Source organism: Anaerostipes sp. PC18 (genome assembly GCF_039789045.1).
Classification (GTDB): Bacteria; Bacillota; Clostridia; order Lachnospirales; family Lachnospiraceae; genus Anaerostipes; species Anaerostipes hominis.
The window spans coordinates 1998925-2017948 of record NZ_CP121164.1 but is presented as its reverse complement, the minus strand read 5'-3'; the positions used below and the strand labels follow the sequence as shown (position 1 = coordinate 2017948).

Here is a 19024-nt window from a genome sequence, read left to right as displayed (position 1 = left end):
GGAGGATTATGAAAATGACAAGAGTGTATAACTTTTCAGCAGGTCCGGCAGTGCTGCCGGAAGAAGTGTTAAAGGAAGCGGCAGAGGAGATGCTGGACTATAAAGGCTGCGGCATGTCTGTAATGGAGATGAGCCACAGATCCAAAATGTTCTCTGACATTATCGAGACGGCGGAAGCTGACTTAAGAGAATTAATGAACATTCCTGACAACTATAAAGTGTTATTTTTACAGGGCGGAGCTTCTTCACAGTTTTCTGCGATCCCGATGAACCTGATGAGAAACAAAGAGGCAGACTTTATCATCACAGGCCAGTGGGCAAAGAAAGCGTATCAGGAAGCAAGCCGTTATGGAAAAGCGAACATTATCGCTTCATCCGAAGACAAGACTTTTACATATATTCCGGATTGTTCTGATCTGAACATTTCTGAAAATGCAGACTACGTGTATGTATGCTATAATAATACGATTTATGGAACCAAGTATCAGCAGGTGCCGGATACAAAAGGAAAGATTCTGGTTGCAGATATGTCTTCCTGCATCTTGTCTGAGCCGGTAAATGTGGAAGACTTTGGAGTAATCTACTTTGGAGTACAGAAAAATGTAGGACCTGCGGGAGTTGTAGTTGCAGTCATCCGAGAAGATCTGATCACGGACGATGTGCTTCCGGGAACACCGACCATGTTAAAGTGGAAGACTCATGCAGATGCAAAATCCTTATATAATACGCCTCCGTGCTACGGAATTTATATCTGCGGAAAAGTATTTCAGTGGCTGAAAAAACAGGGCGGACTTGAAGCAATGAAAAAGCACAATGAAGAGAAAGCAAAGATCCTCTATGATTTCTTAGACCAGAGTGAAATGTTTAAAGGAACTGTTGTAAAAGAAGACCGTTCTCTCATGAACGTTCCGTTTGTCACAGGTAATGATGAAATGGATGCCAAGTTTGTCAAAGAAGCAAAGGAAGCCGGATTTGAAAACTTAAAGGGACACCGCACAGTCGGCGGAATGAGGGCAAGTATTTACAATGCAATGCCGACAGAAGGCGTAGAGAAGTTAGTTGAGTTCATGAAAAAATTTGAAGAAGAAAACAAATAAGGGGTGTTGAGAATGTATACAGTAAAATGCTTAAACCCGATTTCAAACCGGGGATTGGATTTATTTACAAGCGAGTTCGAGGTAATTGATGATCTTAATGCTGCAGACGCAGTTTTAGTCCGCAGTGCATCTATGCATGATCTGGAAGTGCCGGATTCCATGCTTGCAGTGGCACGTGCAGGAGCAGGAGTCAACAATATTCCATTGAATGAATATGCAGAAAAAGGAATCACCGTTTTTAATACGCCGGGTGCCAATGCAAATGGTGTGAAAGAATTAGTAGTTGCAGGTCTTCTTTTAGCTTCCAGAGACATCATCGGTGGTGTGAACTGGGTAAAAGAGAATGCAAAAGAGGCAGATCTTGCAAAGATGATCGAGAAGAAGAAAAAAGCATTTGCTGGAAATGAGCTAAAAGGAAAGAGCATCGGTGTAATCGGGCTCGGAGCCATCGGTGTTCTGGTTGCGAATATCTGCAATCGTCTCGGCATGAATGTCTACGGATATGATCCGTATGTATCTGTTCGTTCTGCATGGAGCCTGTCAAGAATGGTAAACCACAGCAGTTCCTTAGACGAAATCTATGAGAAATGCGATTTTCTGACCATCCACGTTCCGTACATGGAGAGCACAAAGGGTATGATCGGAAAAGAAGCTGTCCAGAAGATGAAAGACGGAGCGACCATCCTAAACTTTGCAAGAGGTGAGCTGGTGGACGATCAGGCGGTACTGGACGGACTCGCATCCAAAAAGATTAAACATTATGTGACAGACTTCCCGAGACCGGCGGTGGCAGCGGCAGACGGCGTGATTACGATCCCTCATCTTGGGGCTTCCACTGAGGAATCTGAAGAAAACTGTGCGGAGATGGCAGTCGACCAGCTGATGAACTACCTGGAAAAAGGAAACATTGTAAACTCTGTCAACTATCCAAACTGTGATTTGGGAGATATCGAGGCAGAATGCAGGATTACGGTTCACCACAAGAACCTTCCGAACATGATCGGACAGCTTACATCAGCTCTGGCAGAAGAAGGATATAATATTGAAAACATGCTCAACAAGTCCAAAAAAGATTATGCTTATTCTATCTTTGATGTGGAGAAGCGCCCTTCAGAGAAAGTACTTTCAAAAATGAAGCAGATCGATGGTGTCATTCGTTTAAGAGTATTATAGAGGTGAAAAATATGAGAGAAAAATTGAGAGTCGGAATTCTTGGCGCTACCGGAATGGTAGGTCAGAGATTTATTTCCCTTCTGGAAAATCATCCCTGGTTTGAGGTGACTACGTTGGCGGCCAGCCCGAGATCCGCCGGAAAAACTTATGAAGAGGCAGTGGGTGCGCGCTGGAAAATGGACACCCCGATGCCGGAGACAGTGAAGAAGCTTGTTGTAAAAAATGTAAACGAAGTGGAAGAAGTAGCATCTGAAGTAGACTTTGTTTTCAGTGCGGTGGATATGTCAAAAGAAGAGATCAAGAAGATCGAAGAAGACTATGCAAAGACGGAGACCCCGGTAGTATCCAATAACAGTGCACACCGCTGGACGCCGGACGTACCGATGGTCGTGCCGGAAATCAACCCGGAACATTTTGATGTCATTGAAAGCCAGAAGAAACGTCTCGGCACAAGGAGAGGTTTCGTTGCCGTAAAGCCTAACTGTTCTATCCAGAGCTATGCACCGGTCCTCACCGCATGGAAGGAATTTGAACCGTATGAAGTAGTAGCGACTACATATCAGGCGATTTCCGGAGCAGGAAAGAATTTTACAGACTGGCCTGAGATGGTAGGAAATATCATCCCGTTTATCGGCGGAGAAGAAGAGAAGAGCGAGCAGGAGCCGCTTCGTCTCTGGGGACACATTGAAAACGGAGAAATCGTGAAGGCAGAGTCTCCGGTCATCACGACTCAGTGTATCCGTGTTCCGGTATTAAACGGACATACCGCGGCAGTATTTGTGAAGTTTAAGAAGAATCCTACAAAAGACCAGCTGATCGAAAAGCTTATAAACTTTAAGGGAATTCCTCAGGAATTAAGTCTTCCAAGTGCGCCGAAACAGATGATCCAGTACTTAGAAGACGACAACCGTCCTCAGGTAAGCATGGATGTGGACTATGAAAATGGAATGGGCGTATCAATCGGACGTCTCAGAGAAGATACTGTCTATGATTATAAATTTGTAGGATTATCCCACAATACGGTCCGCGGAGCGGCCGGCGGAGCTGTTCTCTGTGCAGAGACTTTAAAAGCCAAGGGATTTATCGCAAAAAAATAATTTATATGTTTCAGAACCAGCCATTCATTTTTATGGCTGGTTTTTTCTTCCACAAATTACCTCGATTGAGATGTTACAAATGTTACAAAAACAATTGTATTTGTTCACAATTTATATTATAATAAGGTTGTTTAAATGTAAAAACATTTTACGGGGACAAAGGGAGAGACAGATGAGCAAGAAAAGGATAAGATGGGGGATTTTGGGACTGGTACTGGGTCTGGCAGTTGCTTTTCCGGCAGGAGGGAAATTAAAGGCTGCTATGACAGTTGTAGAAGTAAAAAAGACAGGACAGGTCGTCGATGAGTTTCAGGGCGTAAATGCTGTGTACCGCCCGGGCAAATGGGACGGTGATGACAAGACCTACTCATGCGCGGCACTGATAAAGAAGTATTACCAAATCAGATGTGGATTTACACCGTACAATCTTTTACCAGGAAGAACACCTGTTGAGGACGAAAAGGGTGGAAATTTTAAAAAGGTTTCTACGCCAAAAGTAGGGGATATTGCGGCAAAAGACACACACTGGGCCATAGTACAGAATGTTTCAGGAAACAGTGTCACCTTATTGGAACAGAATTGGAAATGGACAGAAGGAAAGAAAACTTATGCCAAAGCAGACAGGGTTGTTTCAAAGAGTGAGATGAAGTATTTCCGCTATTATGATAAAAACGGAAAAGAAGTGTTAAATGGCAGCAGCAGTTCATCATCCTCTGTTTCAAAACCAAGAACCTTGTCCATCAATAGGACAAGTCTTAATGTCAAGACCAGAGCGACCGCAACGCTCACAGCTACAATCGGCAATAAGAGAAGTGGTGATACCGTCACATTCTCATCATCAAATAAAAAGATTGCCACGGTTTCATCCAGAGGGGTGATCACCGGAGTTAAAACGGGAACCTGTTATGTCACAGCTACGGTCAAGGGAACAAACCTTTCTAAAAAGTGTAAAGTATCAGTGTCATTGGGTTCCAGAAGTATCAAGCTGAATGCCAGCAGACTGACGTTGATCAAGGTAAAGAGTTACCCTCTAAAGGGTGTTATTTATAATAAGAGATCCAACGACAAGCTGAAGTACAAAACAAGCAATAAAAAGATTGCAACCGTTTCTTCCAAAGGCGTTGTGAAGAAAAAGAAGAAAAAGGGTACAGCAACGATCACCGCATGGATTCCGGGCACATCCACGAAGAAGACATGCAAAGTTACCGTAAAATAGAGTACATAGAGAAACACGCACTGCGTGTTTCTTCTGTTTTAAAGCGGAAGATATAAAAAATACTTATAAATAACAGGAGAAGAACATAAGATGATAGCATCAAGCGTGAATTGGAATGTCGTATTGAATCATTATACAGATCAAATTTTAGATTTTGCACTGAATATATTAGTGGCACTGATTATTATCGGTGTCGGGTTTAAGCTGAGCAAATGGCTGGTTTCCCTGTTCCGGAAAGGAATGGAGAAGCGGAAAGTAGATCTTGGAGTTGTAACCTTCAGCTGTTCCTTCCTGAAAATTGCCCTGAGGTGCATTGTCATTTTCATGGCAGTAGAGCGTTTGGGAGTGAAGGGGACGTCCATTGTGGCTCTGTTCGGATCAGCCGGTGTTGCCGTAGGTCTGGCCCTGCAGGGGAGTCTCTCCAATATTGCGGGCGGAGTGCTTCTTCTGATTCTGAAACCATTTCAGGTGGGAGATTATATTGTGGTGGACGGTACGGGCTGTGAAGGTGAAGTGGCATCCATGGACATTTTCTACACAAAGCTCAAGACCGTGGACAATCGGGTCATCGTGATCCCAAACGGAACACTGAGCAACAGCAATTTGATTAATAACACAAAGCAGGACAGCAGGCTGATCGATTTAAAGATTGGAATCGCCTATGACAGTGATATTCAGAAAGTAAAAGAGACGATGCTTCATGTGGCAAAAAAAGAGCACATGACACAGGATGAGAACATTCAGGTGTTTGTCAGCGATCTGGCCGACAGTTCCGTCATCATGGGACTGAGAGCATGGGTGTCCACGGAGGTCTACGTGTCCACCAAGTGGTCTTTGCTGGAACATATCAAAGATGCCTTTGACCGGGAAGGCATTGAAATTCCTTACAACAAACTGGATGTCAATGTAGTGGAGATGAAAGGAACGGATCAGGAACAGAGTACAGTGTAAAGCCAGTATGATACACAATAAGAGAGGGAGAATATCTGCGGATTACAGATATGAGACTATGAAAAAAAGTCTGTAAATAAGATTCTTCTATGATAATGAAGGGCGAAAGTCTTGAAAAACAGGCTTTTCGCCCTTACTTTATATATAACAGTTACAAAAAAACATGTCAACAGCAGGCGGTAAATCCGCCCGTTTTAGGCCGTCTTTGAATTACTCTGGAAGTCGTCCCTCGTACATGATGCTTAACTCCCCATATACTTGTGCCCAGTTGCGCATCGTTACCGTCCATTTCTTTGTAGCCTCAAATGTCGCTAAATACAGCGCTTTCAACAGCGCCGTATCACTTGGGAATACGCTTCTCTGGCGGTTCAGCTTCCGATAGGTGGAATTCAGTGATTCTATGACATTGGTTGTGTATATCACCTTCCTGACGGTTGCTGAAAACTTGAAGATGGGAGAAACAGCATCCCAGTTGTCCTTCCAGCGTTTCATCGAATTCGGATATTTGGGTGTCCATTTCTCTGTCACACGTTCAAGGGCTGCAAGGGCCTTCTTTTCATCCGATGCCTGGTAGATCGTCTTTAAATCTGCTGCAAACGCCTTCCTGTCTTTATCTGGAACATATTTTAAGGTATTCCTCACCTGGTGGACAATGCATCTCTGATATTCTGTTTTGGGGAATGCAGCAGCAATGGCCTCCTTTATGCCTGTAAGACCATCCGCACAGATGATAAGGATGTCCTTTACGCCCCGGTTTTTCAGCTCATTCAAAACAGACAGCCAGTATTTTGAGCTTTCATTCTCTCCAACATGAATCGTAAGTACCTCTTTCTTCCCTTCCGCATTGATCCCAAGAATGACATAGGCGGCAAGTTTACGGATCATTCCATTGTCACGGACAGAATAGTGGATGGCATCAATATATAGGATTGGATAGACCTCATCCAGCGGCCGGTTTTGCCAGTCTTCGATCTGGGGCAGGATCTTGTCTGTGACATCAGAGATAAATCCTTCCGAGGTTTCAAAGCCATAGATCTCCTCCATGGTTTCTGATATCTGCCGGGTCGTCATCCCTTTTGCATACATGGAAATGATCTTTTGGTCAATATCAGAAATATCTTTCTGCCGTTTTTTCACCACTTGTGGTTCGAAAGTAGATTTCCGATCTTGTGGCACAGGGATCTGCATAGAACCATAACTGCTATTTACCTGTTTTGGTTTGTATCCATTCCGGTAATTCTCATTGTCGGAGCGTTCTGATTTTGCATATCCCAGATGATCATCCAGTTCCGCTTCCATCATTTCCTTGATGGTTCCGCCAAGGAGATCTTTCAGGGCATCTTGAATATCTTCCGCTGTTTGGATATGGTATTCCTCCAGGAGCTGATGGATGATGTTGCGTTTCCCTTCCGTCATTTGTACTTTGTGTACTGGTTTCTTTTCTCTTGCCATAATAAAAGGCCCTCCTATGATTTTTATTTTATCATAGAAGAACCTTCTAAGTTCTATTTTACAGAAAAAGTTTCACACACTCACAGATATTCTTCCTCATTTTTGATTTTATGAAACAAAAGATTGTTTACCTTTTCGGTGATCCAGATTTCATCTTTTGTAATTTCTATATCATAGCCGGCAGTGACCTGCGGATCAAACCTGTGTACTATTTGATCGAATTCAGGGGCATCCTTCTTTTTCTTAGGAAACCGTATATGACTTTCAAAGCCGTCTGTATAATGAAAACCTGTCAATTCGCCGAGTTTAAGCCACTCCTCTTTTGTATAGAACTTGATATGTCCGTCTTTTTTCATCTGCATATTTCCGTTTGGTTTCAATACCCTGTGGATTTCATGAAAAGCATCGGTAATCTCCGGCAACTTCTGCCGCAGGATATTTCCGGGCAATGGGAAAAGCCAGATAGCCTGTCCCTGTGCCGAGATCAAGAATTTTCATTCCAGGGCTTACATTCAGACAATTTAGTATCAATTCCAGATGCTTTTGGTCCTGGGTCTGTTTATTGTAAAAGGTTCCTGTCTTAAAACTTTCTTCAAATCCTTTTTTTGTACTTTCGATGCTCTCATATGAATCACGTTTCATTGTATATTCACCTCTGAAATTTCTTTATCTGTTCCTGTAATTTTTCCTTTGTTCTTTTCAGCCAGCAGAGGACCGAATTCTGTTTGATATAAATAAGGATTCCGGCAACGAGCAGAAGGATTAGAGGCAGAAGGAATTTCAGTACATTTAATACGAAATGATCCGAGGTGCTTCCTTCATAGTTTAAAGTAAAAGAATCGCCTGTGAGTTCTACCTTATGGATAGAAGCAACTGTTTCGTCTCCCTCCATCAGGGCAGAGACCGGTTTATCCGCTACGTTCTGTGCCATTTTTATGTTTTTGTAATGATCTGCGGTCACAGAAATATCGGCAGAGGAATCTTTGCTCACGGAGGCAAAAGTGAAAGTGCCTTTGGCTTTCTTATTGTTCAGATGCAGTCTGAATTTTCCGGTATAGCCGGATGTCTGCCCGCGGAAAAGGGACTTCTTTGTCTCATAGGAAGAAGAACTGCCCTTCCAGATCTTTTTCAAGTCTGCATCACACTGGTTCACGGTACCCTTCTGTGTGAAAGAAAGGCGATAATCATCTTCTTTGTCCAGTGAAACATTGGAGACAGTACTGCCCATAAAGGCTTCTTTGAGTTTTGCAAGTTCCCGTTTGTTGCAGACAGAAGAGAAAATAAGGCTGAAACTCCTTCGGATATCGTTTTTATTCTTGTAGACTTCTGCAATCTCATATTTTCTCACCGGCTGTCCAAAGGAAGATGAGAAATTTACTTTCTTTTTGCCTGTTTTTCCGTCGATCAGAGTCTGTTCGCCGCTGCCGGAATAGGCGGCATTGGAAATATGAGTGTAGGTGACGGGAACCTTTCCGGTTTCGTCTGCAAAGTTTTTAAAATCTAATGTCTCTTCATAATCCAGGAGAAATTTAAACGGGCTGCCGCTCTTTGTCTCCACCCGGTATGTGCCTCCCGTATCTGATGTGTGCAGCACCTTTCGTGTGACGGCGCACAGATCGGAAAAATTGTCTTTGGTAAAGGTGATGACCAGAGTCTTTCCGTCTTTTTCATTTTTCCAGCGTTTTTCATAGGAGGAGCCGGAAAAATAGCTGCTGATGGCAGAAGAGTGCTTTTCCAGCGTTTCTTTCGGGAGCCGGATGGAAATAGTCCTTTTGAGTTTTCTGCTGCTTGTCTCCCGGGTTTTTATATCAATGGAGGAGACAGGTACATAAGTCATTTCGTTAATACTGATCTTTTCATCGGTCTCGTACTTTTTTCCTGCGAACGTAAATTCTGTGCTTTTCAGGTTCCACAGGTCATTGACAGACTTTTGATCTACGTACCCCTTCTCATAGAGGGCTGTATAGAGCCAGGACATCAGATCTTTCGTGGAGAAATTTTCTGAATAGCGAAGTCCCTTTGCAAACGGAGAATCTGCATAGCTGTAACTGATCTCCGGAGCAAAGTTCAGCAGGGACTCGACTTTTTTTCTGTAATCTTTCAGGGAAGAAAAGTCCATGCGGAAGGTGTAGACCGTGTCGTCTTTTTCCGTGGTCTGCTTATAGACAAGGGCTTTTGGGCAGGCATCCCGTATGACCCTGTCTAAATCTTTTTTGGAACCGGAAAAATATCTGGTCAGATCGGCAGAACTGACCGTACAGGTCATGAGCCTGTGTCCGGAAAAATCTTTATTCAGTTCCATGCGGCTGTTGAGTTCAAGTCCGCAGCCCCACAAAAATATGAGAGAGAACAGCATAAGAGACAGCAAACATTTCTTTTTCATTTACATTTCCTTTAAATATGCTTCATTAATTTCGATTACTTTTTTCATCGCATCCTGTCCCGGAGCTCCGATCGTATTTCTCTTTTCCACGCAGGTCTTCATGCTGATCGCATCATAAATATCTTCCTCAAAGGCAGGGCTGATCTCCTGATATTCCTCAAGAGAGAGATCATCCAGGGAAATACCTTTTTTAATACATAAAAGCACCAGCTGACCCACGATACCGTGAGCGTCCCGGAACGGAACCCCGTGATTTACGAGATAATCCGCAGCATCGGTGGCATTGGTAAAGCCGTTCTTTGCGCTGCTTTCCATGCGGTCTCTGTGAAACGTCATCGTTTTTATCATTCCTGTGAACAGGCTTAAACACCCTTTCACCGTGTCAATGGCATCGAAAGTATATTCTTTATCTTCCTGCATGTCTTTGTTATAGGCCAGCGGAATTCCCTTCATAGTCGTGAGGATGGAATTAAGAGCCGCATAGACACGGCCGGTCTTTCCGCGTACCAGCTCTGCGATATCCGGGTTTTTCTTCTGCGGCATAATGCTGCTTCCGGTACTGAATCCGTCATCGATGGACACAAATTGGTATTCATTGGAATTCCATATGATGATCTCTTCGCTGAACCGGCTTAAATGCATCATAACAGTTGAAAGAGCAGATAATAGTTCTATGATATAATCCCGGTCGGAAACAGAATCCATGCTGTTCAAGGTCGGCCCGTAAAAGTCCAGAAGATCTGCGGTCATTTTTCTGTCCAGCGGATAGGTTGTCCCGGCCAGTGCTCCTGAGCCTAATGGACAGTAGTTCATTCTCTCATAAATATCTGTAAGGCGGGAGTAGTCCCTTTTAAACATCTCCATATAAGCGCCCACGTGATGGGCAAGTGTTACCGGCTGTGCCTTCTGCAGATGTGTAAAGCCGGGCATAAATGTATCAAGATTATCTTTCATAATCTGATGCAGATTCTCCATCAGGTCCTTTAAAAGTTCCTTGAGAGAGGTGATTTCATCTCTGGTGTAAAGTTTCATGTCCAGAGCTACCTGATCGTTTCGGCTTCTTCCGGTGTGAAGCTTCTTTCCGGCATCGCCGATGCGGTCGATTAAGTTGGCTTCCACAAAACTGTGAATGTCTTCATACTCACTTGTGATCTCAATGGCTCCTGACTCAATGTCCGAGAGGATACCGTTTAAACCGCCGATGATCAGGTCTCTCTCAGCCGCTGTGAGAACACCGATACTTTCAAGCATAGTAACGTGTGCAATGCTGCCCTCTATATCCTGGCGGTAAAATTTCTGGTCAAATCCGATGGATGCATTGAAGTTGTAAACCAGCTGGTCGGTTTCTTTGGTGAATCTGCCACCCCATAATTGTGCCATATGTATTTCCTCATTTCTTATTATTTTGTCTTTTGATAAATTCTAACCATAATATTTTACACTATAAATGCAATATTTACTATATTTTTATTGGAAAAAGAGCGTATATCCAAACCCGGCATCGCACACAATATTTAAAAAACGGGTGAATAGAATGGAACGAAGATTAAAAATAGAAAAGCATTTAATTTTATTTGTTTTGGGAGGAATGGGATATTTCTTCCTGGAAGTTTTAGTGAGGGGATATTCTCATTATACGATGTTCCTGTGCGGAGGAGCCTGTTTTTTATGTATCGGGCTTTTAAACGAGAGCGTAAAGATCAAGATGAGCTTTATAAGCCAGATGGTTCTTTCTACGTTTATCATCACAGGGCTTGAACTGGTCACGGGACTGATCGTCAACGTTTGGCTTGGCTGGGACATTTGGGATTACTCTGAGCTGCCATATAATTTTAAAGGGCAGATCTGTCTTCTGTACTCGGTGCTCTGGTTTTTTGCATCCAGCGTTGCGATTGTCATGGATGATTTTTTAAGGTATAAACTGTTTCATGAAGAAAAACCTCATTACAAAATCCTTTGAGTCTTTCTTGCGATCAGAAGGAGGCTGTTTTTGCCTTTTTCTGATCATTTTTTTTGGAAGACATCAGGTTCTTTTTATGATATTATTGTCAGGAGAATATAGGCAAGATTGGATTGCAGTGAATCGATTTCTTATTAAACTATAATAAAATCATAAGTATTTTCATAAGAATTAGCCAGAAAGAGTTTTATATAATGGTAGCTGCGAGGTGATTCTTATGAAAAAAATACCGACAGTACATAAAAAATTGGCAGCTGTCCTGCTGTTTGTCTTATTAGTGGGATGTTTTCTGACGGGGGTTTTATATACATCAGGAAAAAAGACAGCCAAAAAAACTGTATATAAAAATGGAACGATCCAATACAATATTTTCTATAATAACAAGAAAGAAATCAGACGGATGGTAAAGCAGGGCTTTGATCTGAACGACCCGGATCAATCCGCATCCAATGCACCTTTGCTCATGGCGATCGATGTTCTCGACCGGAACCGGATGTACGGCATGGTGGAATTTCTGACTGGGCAGGGGGCAGAAGTGAATGCGGATTATTCTGCAGAAAATGATATTGTCTTTAGACGCAGGACTCCGCTTTATGAGGCCATCTCCTTCGGAGACCGAAAGCTGCTCGGTCAGCTTTTGAAGGCCGGGGCAGATGCGGCTTATCAGGATAAAGACGGGACAACGCCGCTGATGTTTGCCTGCTATATGGCAAATGGAAACGTGAATCAAAACTCGGTAGATATCATCCGGAGTCTTTTGGATGCAGGTGCAGATCCGTCTGCCGTAAATAAGGACGGAAAAACAGCCGAAGATTATTTTGAAATGGGACGCAGAAATATGGAAGCCGATATGGAAAACAGCGGCTTAACCGACGAAGAGAAGAAACAGAGCCGGCGGTATCTGGGAAAGATCCGGGTTTTGCTGGACCGTGCGGTCGGCAGCCGGCGATAGAAATGAGGATGGAAAATGAAAAAACAATTAGTAATTGCAGAGAAACCTTCGGTGGCAAGGGATATCGCCAGGGTTTTGGGATGCAGGCAGAAGGGATCTTCCTTTATGGAGGGGGATCAGTACATCGTGACCTGGGCACTGGGTCATCTGGTGACTCTGGCAGATCCGGAGCAGTATGGGAACCAGTATAAGCAGTGGAGCATGGATACACTTCCGATGATGCCAAAACAGTGGAAACTCGTGGTGATCGGGAAGACGTCCAGACAGTTTCAGTCTGTCAAAAAGCTGATCTTCAGGGAGGATGTGTCGGATATTATCATTGCGACAGATGCGGGGCGCGAGGGTGAACTGGTGGCCCGGTGGATCCTCTTGAAAGCGGGAAATAAAAAGCCTGTAAAGCGGCTGTGGATTTCATCGGTCACGGACAAAGCCATCCGGGAGGGATTTTTAAAGCTGAAACCGGGAAAAGAATATGAAAACCTGTATCACGCGGCTGTGGCAAGGGCAGAGGCAGACTGGCTGGTAGGGATCAATGCCACGAGGGCGCTGACCTGCAAGTATAACGCCCAATTATCCTGCGGCAGAGTACAGACTCCTACGCTTGCCATGATTGCTGAAAGAGAAGAGGAGATCCGCAGTTTCCGGCCGAAAAACTATTATGGACTTAAAGCTGTCAGCCAAGGCTTGACATTTACGTGGAAAGATCACAGGTCAGGAAGCAGCCAGAGTTTTGACAGGGAAAGAATAGAAAAGGTAAAAACAGCCGCGGACGGAGCGCCCCTCCTTGTTCAGAAAGTATCAAAAAAGCCGAAGAAAGCCTATGCGCCTGCCCTCTATAACCTGACGGACCTTCAGACCGATGCAAACAAAAGGTTCGGATTTTCTGCCAAACAGACGCTGAATCTGATGCAGAGTTTGTATGAGCACCACAAGGTATTGACTTATCCGAGGACGGATTCCAGATATCTGACCACCGACATGGCAGACACCATAAAAGAACGGCTGAAAGCCGTGAGCGTAGGCCCGTACAAGCAGTGGACCGCAAAGCTCATGACAAAACAGGTCAAGGCCTCGGCTTCGTTTATCAATGACGGCAGGGTATCAGACCATCATGCCATCATTCCAACAGAACAGCCGGCATATCTGAGTGATATGAGCTTTGAGGAGCGGAAAATTTTTGATCTGGTAGTAAAACGTTTTCTCGCCGTTTTGTCACCGGCCTGTGAATATGAGCAGACGTCTGTTTCCGGAAAGATACAGGGAGAGATGTTTGAGGCAAAAGGAACCGTCATGGTCAAAGCCGGATGGAAAGATATTTATCAGGAAAAGGACGGAAAAAATGAGGCTCTGCCTCAGAAAATACTTAAAATTTTTAAAGAGGGAACGAATGTCAAAGTGGACTCTTTAAAGATCACAGAAGGGACGACCAGTCCGCCTTCACGGTATACGGAAGGAACCCTGATTTCCAAAATGGAGCGGCAGGGCCTGGGCACGGTGGCTACCAGAGCGGATATCATTGAGAAACTGTTTTCAGGATTTCTTCTCGAAAAGAACGGCAATGAAGTTACTGTGACTGCCAAGGCAAAACAGCTTTTAAAACTGGTCCCGGAAGATTTGAGAAAGGCAGAGCTCACGGCTCAGTGGGAACAAAGGCTTACGGCAATCGCCGAGGGCAGGGAAAGCGACAGAAAATTCATGGGAGAGATTGGCGGGTACACCAGACAGATCATCGAAGAGATCAAACATGCCGACGGGACGTTCCGCCATGAAAACCTTACCCGCCATAAGTGTCCGGAGTGCGGGAAATTCATGCTGAAAGTGAAAGGAAAGCACGGTACGTTCTTAGTCTGCCAGGATCGGGAATGCGGATGCAGAAAGACACTTTCAAGGACAACCAACGCCAGATGCCCTGTCTGTCATAAAAAGATGGAGATGGTCGGAGAAGGAGATGCCCAGAAGTTTGTCTGTGTGTGCGGACACAAAGAAAAACTCAGTGCGTTCAAAGAGCGGAAGAAAAAAGAGGGTGCCGGAGTCAGCAAAAAGGAAGTGAACCGGTATCTGAAAAAGCAGCAGAAAGAAGCGCAGGAGCCGATCAATAACGCCTTTGCGGATGCATTGGCGAAGCTGAAACTTTAAAGGTGCAGCAGGGGGGAGCAATATGAAACAGAAGAAAAGACGGTGGGTGAAACTATTGTTAATTCTCATCTTTGCGGGGCTTCTGAGCGCAGGAGGGATCAACTGGTTTGTCGTCCGCCGGTCGGGAAAAGAAATACAATCATTGCAGAAACTTGCTTCGCAAAAAAGCAGAAAAGCGGATGCAGTCGTCGTGTTGGGGGCGAAAGTGAGAAAAGACGGCAGCATGAGCCTGATGCTGAAAGAACGTGTTGATTTAGGGATTCAGGCTTACAAACAGGGACTTGCGGACCGGATCATTATGAGCGGAGACCATGGAGCAGGGGGGTATGATGAGGTCAGCACCATGAAGACATACGCCATAGAGAAGGGAGTGCCGTCCGAACATATTTTTAAGGATCATGCAGGATTTTCTACTTATGAGACGATGTACCGGGCAAAAGATGTTTTCAGGGCGAAAAGTATTATTGTAGTCACACAGAAGTATCATCTGTACCGTGCCGTTTATGATGCCGGGGCGCTGGGACTTGAGGTGAAAGGGATCGCCTGTGATAAGGCTGTTTATAAAGGAGACAAAGCAAGAAAATTCCGGGAGGCTATTGCAAGGGTCAAGGATTTTGGATACACGGCAGTAAAGCCAAAACCAAAATACTTAGGAAAGGCAATACCGGTCAGCGGAAATGGAAATGTGACGGATTAAGGACAAAGCGGTCAAGCCCGCCTTATCCGCCTGAGAAATAAAAAACTGCCGGTCAGCTGTATATTTTCAGCTGGCCGGCAGTTTTTTGTATAATACCTGCTTTTTTGTTTTAAAATTAATCGGCAAGGCCCTGGTCTTTTAAGGCTCTTACTTTCATTGACAGGCCGAACAGACGGATGAATCCTTCTGCGTCGTGGTGGTCGTACAGGTCACCTGTTGTAAAGCTTGCAAGTGATTCGCTGTAAAGGGTATGAGGAGAGGAAGTACCCGCTTTGATGATGTTTCCTTTGTAAAGCTTGAATTTTACTTCTCCGGTCACGTCTTTATCGACTGTCTCGATGAAAGACTGTAATCCTTCTCTCAGAGGACAGAACCATTTTCCTTCATAGACAAGATCGGCAAACTTGCCTGCTACGATTTTTTTGAACGCCATGGTGTCACGGTCTAAGACTACTTCTTCCAACTGCTGGTGGGCTTCCATTAAAATGGTTCCTCCCGGAGTCTCATAGACACCGCGGGATTTCATACCAACCACACGGTTTTCCACAATGTCGATGATGCCGATGCCGTGTTTGCCGCCGAGTTCATTTAACTTGCGGATAATGTCGGATGCCTTCATCTTCTCACCGTTTACCGCAACCGGAGCTCCGGATTCAAAGGTGATGGTCACGTATTCTCCCTCTTCCGGAGCCTGCTCCGGTGAGTTTCCTAATACTAATAAGTGATTGTAATCAGGCTCCACAGCCGGATCTTCTAATTCCAGTCCCTCATGGCTGATGTGCCATAAGTTCCGGTCACGGCTGTAGCTGTTTTCTGCAGAGAACGGAAGGTCAATGCCGTGGTCCTTGCAGTACTGGATCTCATCTTCGCGGGATTCCATCTTCCATGTGTCCAGTTCACGCCATGGGGCGATGATCTTGATGTCCGGAGCCAGCGCCATGATAGATAACTCAAAGCGGATCTGGTCGTTTCCTTTTCCCGTAGCGCCGTGGCAGATCGCAACGGCACCTTCTTTTCTCGCAACTTCCACAAGTTTTTTTGCGATGACCGGACGGGCGAACGATGTACCTAATAAATATTTGTTTTCGTAAACCGCATCGGCCTTTACTGTCGGGATCACATAATCATCCACAAACTCGTCAACTACATCTTCTATATATAACTTTGTGGCTCCGGAAAGCTTTGCGCGCTCTTCCAGACCGTCTAATTCATTTCCCTGTCCGACATCCACACAGCAGCAGATGACTTCATAATCATAGTTTTCCTTCAACCAGGGGATAATCGCGGTGGTGTCCAGCCCGCCGGAGTATGCCAAAACAACTTTTTCTTTCATTCTTGTTCCTCCTCATATAGTTCGTACCATCAGTTTTTTATCTGTGTTCTATCCAATAATATACGGGATAACAGGAGAAGATGCAAGGACTTTTTCAAATAATAATGCATAAAATTTCAAAATAAATGAATATATACATGAATAAATGAATAAATATTCGTAATGTCTTTGTGGGGAAAAGATTTAAAAACTCTGATTTATCGGTAAAAAAGGTGTTGCATATTACATTACAGAGATGTATAATTATAAACAATTCGTAAACGCAGGAAAAGAGGAGAATTTTATGATAAAAGCAGGAATTATAGGATCTACGGGTTATGCCGGACAGGAACTAGTCCGTCTGCTGATGCAGCACAAGGATGCAGAAATCGTATGGTATGGCTCCAGAAGCTACATAGACAAAAAGTACTATGAGGTCTTCCATAATATGTTCGAGATCGTGGATGCAGGCTGTATGGATGACAATATGGATGAACTGGCCGAAGAAGCGGACGTGATCTTTACGGCTACCCCTCAGGGGCTGTGCAGTTCCCTGGTGTCGGAGAAAGTTTTATCTAAGACAAAGATCATCGATTTAAGCGCAGACTTCAGGATCAAGGATGCGGACCGCTATGAAGAGTGGTATGGAATCAAGCATCCCAGCAGAGAATTTATCAGGGAGGCCGTTTACGGCCTGTGTGAGATCAACAGAGAAGATGTAAAGAAAGCCAGACTGATCGCCAACCCGGGCTGTTATCCGACCTGCTCCATTCTTTCGGTCTATCCTTTGGCGAAAGAGGGGTTGATCGATATGAATACGGTCATCATCGATGCCAAATCCGGAACCTCCGGGGCGGGAAGGGGTGCAAAGGTCAACAATCTGTACTGTGAAGTCAATGAAAATATCAAAGCTTATGGAGTGGCGTCCCACAGACATACGCCGGAGATCGAGGATCAGCTCGGCTATGCGTGCGGGCAGCCGGTTGTGCTTAATTTCACCCCCCATCTGGTGCCGATGAACCGGGGAATCCTGGTGACAGCCTACGCTTCCTTAAATGAAGAAGCTACATATGAGCAGATAAAAAATATTTACGATTCCTATTATAAAGAAGAAACATTTGTCAGAGTGCTTCCCCAGGGCGTATGTCCGGAGACCCGATGGGTAGAGGGAAGCAACTATGTAGATCTGAATTTTAAGATTGATCCGAGAACGAACCGCGTGATCATGATGGGTGCCATGGATAATCTCGTTAAAGGAGCGGCCGGTCAGGCGGTCCAGAATATGAACCTGATGTTCGGACTCGATGAGACAGAGGGACTTAATCTGGTCCCGATGTTCCCGTAGAGATGAGAAAGGAGATAAACTATGAAGATATTAGACGGAGGGGTGACGTCCCCGAAAGGTTTTTTGGCAGCAGGACTGCGGGCTGGAATAAAACCCGGAAAAACAAATAAAGATATGGCTATGATTTTGAGCGAAGAACCGGCGGCTGTGGCAGGGACATTTACGAGAAATGTTGTGAAGGCAGCTCCGGTACTATGGGGACAGAAACTGGTAAATGAGCAGGAGACGGTCCGGGCAGTGGTTGTCAATACAGGGATCGCAAATGCCTGTACCGGTGAAAAAGGTTATGACAACACGGTAAAGACAGCGGAAATGGCAGCGTCAGAGCTTGGTGTTTTAAAAGAAGAAGTTCTGGTGAGCTCTACCGGAGTGATCGGTCAGCAGCTTCCGATGGAAGCCATTGAAAAGGGTGTAAGGCTTTTGGTTCCGGAGCTGAAGCATGACCGACAGAGCAGCCGGGATGCGGCGGAGGCGATTCTTACTACCGATACGAAGACAAAAGAGGCAGCAGTTTCTGTGGAACTTTCAGGTGCGGAGGTGACCGTTGGAGGTATCTGCAAAGGCTCCGGCATGATCCATCCCAATATGGGAACCATGCTTGGTTTTATCACCACAGACGCAGCCATTGACAAGGCTTTGCTCCTGGAACTTCAAAGGGAGCTGATCGAGGATACCTTTAATATGATCTCTGTAGATGGTGATACTTCCACTAATGATACCGTGTTCGTGCTGGCAAACGGAATGGCGGGGAATGCAAAGATCACGGAGAAAAATGCAGACTACGAGGCATTCAAAGAGGCACTGTTTTATGTGAACCGGGAGCTTGCCAAAAAGATTGCCGGAGACGGTGAGGGCTGTACAAAGTTATTTGAAGTTCAGGTACACCATGCACCGGATAAGGACTGTGCCAAGACTCTGAGCAAGGCAGTGGTCACATCCAGTCTCACAAAGGCGGCCATTTATGGAAAAGACGCAAACTGGGGAAGAATCCTCTGTGCCATGGGATATTCCGGAGCGGCATTTAATCCGCTGAAAGTGGATATCTCATTAGAGAGCAAAAAAGGAAGTCTTACTATTGTAAAAGATGGGGTCGCTGCGGATTATTCTGAAGAAAAAGCCACGGAAATTTTAGCCGAAGATGCAGTGACAGCCGTCATTGATATCCATAACGGAGAAGTGACAGCCACGGCGTGGGGCTGTGACCTGACCCATGAATATATATCTATCAACGCAGATTACAGGAGTTAAGGAGA

General features: G+C 44.8%; 17 protein-coding genes. 11 read left to right on the top strand and 6 right to left on the bottom strand.

What is annotated here, in order from left to right; translation table 11 throughout:
* Nucleotides 1–14: 14 nt before the first annotated feature.
* The 5 genes from serC to P8F77_RS10980 all read left to right on the top strand — a co-directional run bounded on the left by serC (nucleotide 15) and on the right by P8F77_RS10980 (nucleotide 5534).
* Nucleotides 15–1097, top strand: coding sequence for a 3-phosphoserine/phosphohydroxythreonine transaminase (serC, locus tag P8F77_RS11000; RefSeq protein WP_024727212.1), 1083 nt, complete (start codon nucleotides 15–17; stop codon nucleotides 1095–1097).
* Between the two features lie 12 nt (nucleotides 1098–1109).
* Nucleotides 1110–2270 carry a phosphoglycerate dehydrogenase gene (locus tag P8F77_RS10995; protein ID WP_024727213.1) on the top strand — a complete coding sequence of 387 codons (1161 nt, stop codon included), beginning with the start codon at nucleotides 1110–1112 and terminating at the stop codon, nucleotides 2268–2270.
* A gap of 11 nt (nucleotides 2271–2281) precedes the next feature.
* Complete coding sequence (gene asd, locus P8F77_RS10990; protein ID WP_024727214.1) at nucleotides 2282–3367, top strand: aspartate-semialdehyde dehydrogenase; 1086 nt, start codon at nucleotides 2282–2284, stop codon at nucleotides 3365–3367.
* Between the two features lie 172 nt (nucleotides 3368–3539).
* Nucleotides 3540–4583, top strand: a complete 1044-nt coding sequence (locus P8F77_RS10985) for an Ig-like domain-containing protein (RefSeq protein WP_024727215.1) — start codon at nucleotides 3540–3542, stop codon at nucleotides 4581–4583.
* Between the two features lie 90 nt (nucleotides 4584–4673).
* Nucleotides 4674–5534 carry a mechanosensitive ion channel domain-containing protein gene (locus P8F77_RS10980; protein ID WP_024727216.1) on the top strand — a complete coding sequence of 287 codons (861 nt, stop codon included), beginning with the start codon at nucleotides 4674–4676 and terminating at the stop codon, nucleotides 5532–5534.
* 210 nt (nucleotides 5535–5744) lie between these two features.
* Here the strand turns inward: P8F77_RS10980 and P8F77_RS10975 are convergent, their stop codons facing one another.
* From P8F77_RS10975 to argH, 5 genes are all read right to left on the bottom strand, one after another.
* Nucleotides 5745–6986 (bottom strand): IS256 family transposase, encoded by a 1242-nt coding sequence (locus P8F77_RS10975; RefSeq protein ID WP_302582943.1) that lies wholly within the window; start codon nucleotides 6984–6986, stop codon nucleotides 5745–5747.
* Nucleotides 6987–7066: 80 nt separating this feature from the next.
* Nucleotides 7067–7366, bottom strand: coding sequence for a hypothetical protein (locus P8F77_RS10970; protein ID WP_347256133.1), 300 nt, complete (start codon nucleotides 7364–7366; stop codon nucleotides 7067–7069).
* Nucleotides 7367–7379: 13 nt separating this feature from the next.
* Nucleotides 7380–7628 carry a class I SAM-dependent methyltransferase gene (locus P8F77_RS10965; protein ID WP_287517390.1) on the bottom strand — a complete coding sequence of 83 codons (249 nt, stop codon included), beginning with the start codon at nucleotides 7626–7628 and terminating at the stop codon, nucleotides 7380–7382.
* 7 nt (nucleotides 7629–7635) lie between these two features.
* Nucleotides 7636–9369 carry a hypothetical protein gene (locus P8F77_RS10960; RefSeq protein WP_270430766.1) on the bottom strand — a complete coding sequence of 578 codons (1734 nt, stop codon included), beginning with the start codon at nucleotides 9367–9369 and terminating at the stop codon, nucleotides 7636–7638.
* A complete protein-coding gene (gene argH / locus P8F77_RS10955) occupies nucleotides 9370–10749 on the bottom strand; it encodes an argininosuccinate lyase (protein WP_287517388.1) in 1380 nt (459 codons plus the stop codon).
* A gap of 154 nt (nucleotides 10750–10903) precedes the next feature.
* On the opposite strand from argH, the gene P8F77_RS10950 reads away from it, so the two are divergent.
* From P8F77_RS10950 to P8F77_RS10935, 4 genes are all read left to right on the top strand, one after another.
* Nucleotides 10904–11329 carry a hypothetical protein gene (locus tag P8F77_RS10950; RefSeq protein WP_024727221.1) on the top strand — a complete coding sequence of 142 codons (426 nt, stop codon included), beginning with the start codon at nucleotides 10904–10906 and terminating at the stop codon, nucleotides 11327–11329.
* Nucleotides 11330–11546: 217 nt separating this feature from the next.
* Nucleotides 11547–12281, top strand: a complete 735-nt coding sequence (locus tag P8F77_RS10945; RefSeq protein ID WP_148459743.1) for an ankyrin repeat domain-containing protein — start codon at nucleotides 11547–11549, stop codon at nucleotides 12279–12281.
* Nucleotides 12282–12296: 15 nt separating this feature from the next.
* A complete protein-coding gene (locus tag P8F77_RS10940) occupies nucleotides 12297–14417 on the top strand; it encodes a DNA topoisomerase III (protein WP_287517385.1) in 2121 nt (706 codons plus the stop codon).
* Nucleotides 14418–14439: 22 nt separating this feature from the next.
* On the top strand, nucleotides 14440–15114 hold the full coding sequence (locus P8F77_RS10935) for an ElyC/SanA/YdcF family protein (protein WP_270430762.1): 675 nt from the start codon (nucleotides 14440–14442) through the stop codon (nucleotides 15112–15114).
* 115 nt (nucleotides 15115–15229) lie between these two features.
* On the opposite strand, the gene P8F77_RS10930 is transcribed toward P8F77_RS10935, so the two are convergent.
* The gene (locus P8F77_RS10930; RefSeq protein WP_024727225.1) at nucleotides 15230–16447 is read right to left on the bottom strand and encodes an argininosuccinate synthase; all 1218 of its coding nucleotides are present in this window, start codon (nucleotides 16445–16447) and stop codon (nucleotides 15230–15232) included.
* Between the two features lie 283 nt (nucleotides 16448–16730).
* On the opposite strand from P8F77_RS10930, the gene argC reads away from it, so the two are divergent.
* Together argC and argJ are read left to right on the top strand one after the other, a co-directional pair.
* Nucleotides 16731–17771 carry an N-acetyl-gamma-glutamyl-phosphate reductase gene (gene argC / locus P8F77_RS10925; protein WP_270430760.1) on the top strand — a complete coding sequence of 347 codons (1041 nt, stop codon included), beginning with the start codon at nucleotides 16731–16733 and terminating at the stop codon, nucleotides 17769–17771.
* Nucleotides 17772–17792: 21 nt separating this feature from the next.
* Nucleotides 17793–19019, top strand: a complete 1227-nt coding sequence (argJ, locus tag P8F77_RS10920) for a bifunctional ornithine acetyltransferase/N-acetylglutamate synthase (RefSeq protein WP_270430759.1) — start codon at nucleotides 17793–17795, stop codon at nucleotides 19017–19019.
* Nucleotides 19020–19024: the final 5 nt, after the last annotated feature.

Coding starts and splice junctions, on each gene's coding strand:
- serC (WP_024727212.1), top strand. CDS start 15: ATGACAAGAGTGTATAACTTTTCAGCAGGTCCGGCAGTGCTGCCGGAA.
- P8F77_RS10995 (WP_024727213.1), top strand. CDS start 1,110: ATGTATACAGTAAAATGCTTAAACCCGATTTCAAACCGGGGATTGGAT.
- asd (WP_024727214.1), top strand. CDS start 2,282: ATGAGAGAAAAATTGAGAGTCGGAATTCTTGGCGCTACCGGAATGGTA.
- P8F77_RS10985 (WP_024727215.1), top strand. CDS start 3,540: ATGAGCAAGAAAAGGATAAGATGGGGGATTTTGGGACTGGTACTGGGT.
- P8F77_RS10980 (WP_024727216.1), top strand. CDS start 4,674: ATGATAGCATCAAGCGTGAATTGGAATGTCGTATTGAATCATTATACA.
- P8F77_RS10975 (WP_302582943.1), bottom strand. CDS start 6,986: ATGGCAAGAGAAAAGAAACCAGTACACAAAGTACAAATGACGGAAGGG.
- P8F77_RS10965 (WP_287517390.1), bottom strand. CDS start 7,628: ATGAAACGTGATTCATATGAGAGCATCGAAAGTACAAAAAAAGGATTT.
- P8F77_RS10960 (WP_270430766.1), bottom strand. CDS start 9,369: ATGAAAAAGAAATGTTTGCTGTCTCTTATGCTGTTCTCTCTCATATTT.
- argH (WP_287517388.1), bottom strand. CDS start 10,749: ATGGCACAATTATGGGGTGGCAGATTCACCAAAGAAACCGACCAGCTG.
- P8F77_RS10950 (WP_024727221.1), top strand. CDS start 10,904: ATGGAACGAAGATTAAAAATAGAAAAGCATTTAATTTTATTTGTTTTG.
- P8F77_RS10945 (WP_148459743.1), top strand. CDS start 11,547: ATGAAAAAAATACCGACAGTACATAAAAAATTGGCAGCTGTCCTGCTG.
- P8F77_RS10940 (WP_287517385.1), top strand. CDS start 12,297: ATGAAAAAACAATTAGTAATTGCAGAGAAACCTTCGGTGGCAAGGGAT.
- P8F77_RS10935 (WP_270430762.1), top strand. CDS start 14,440: ATGAAACAGAAGAAAAGACGGTGGGTGAAACTATTGTTAATTCTCATC.
- P8F77_RS10930 (WP_024727225.1), bottom strand. CDS start 16,447: ATGAAAGAAAAAGTTGTTTTGGCATACTCCGGCGGGCTGGACACCACC.
- argC (WP_270430760.1), top strand. CDS start 16,731: ATGATAAAAGCAGGAATTATAGGATCTACGGGTTATGCCGGACAGGAA.
- argJ (WP_270430759.1), top strand. CDS start 17,793: ATGAAGATATTAGACGGAGGGGTGACGTCCCCGAAAGGTTTTTTGGCA.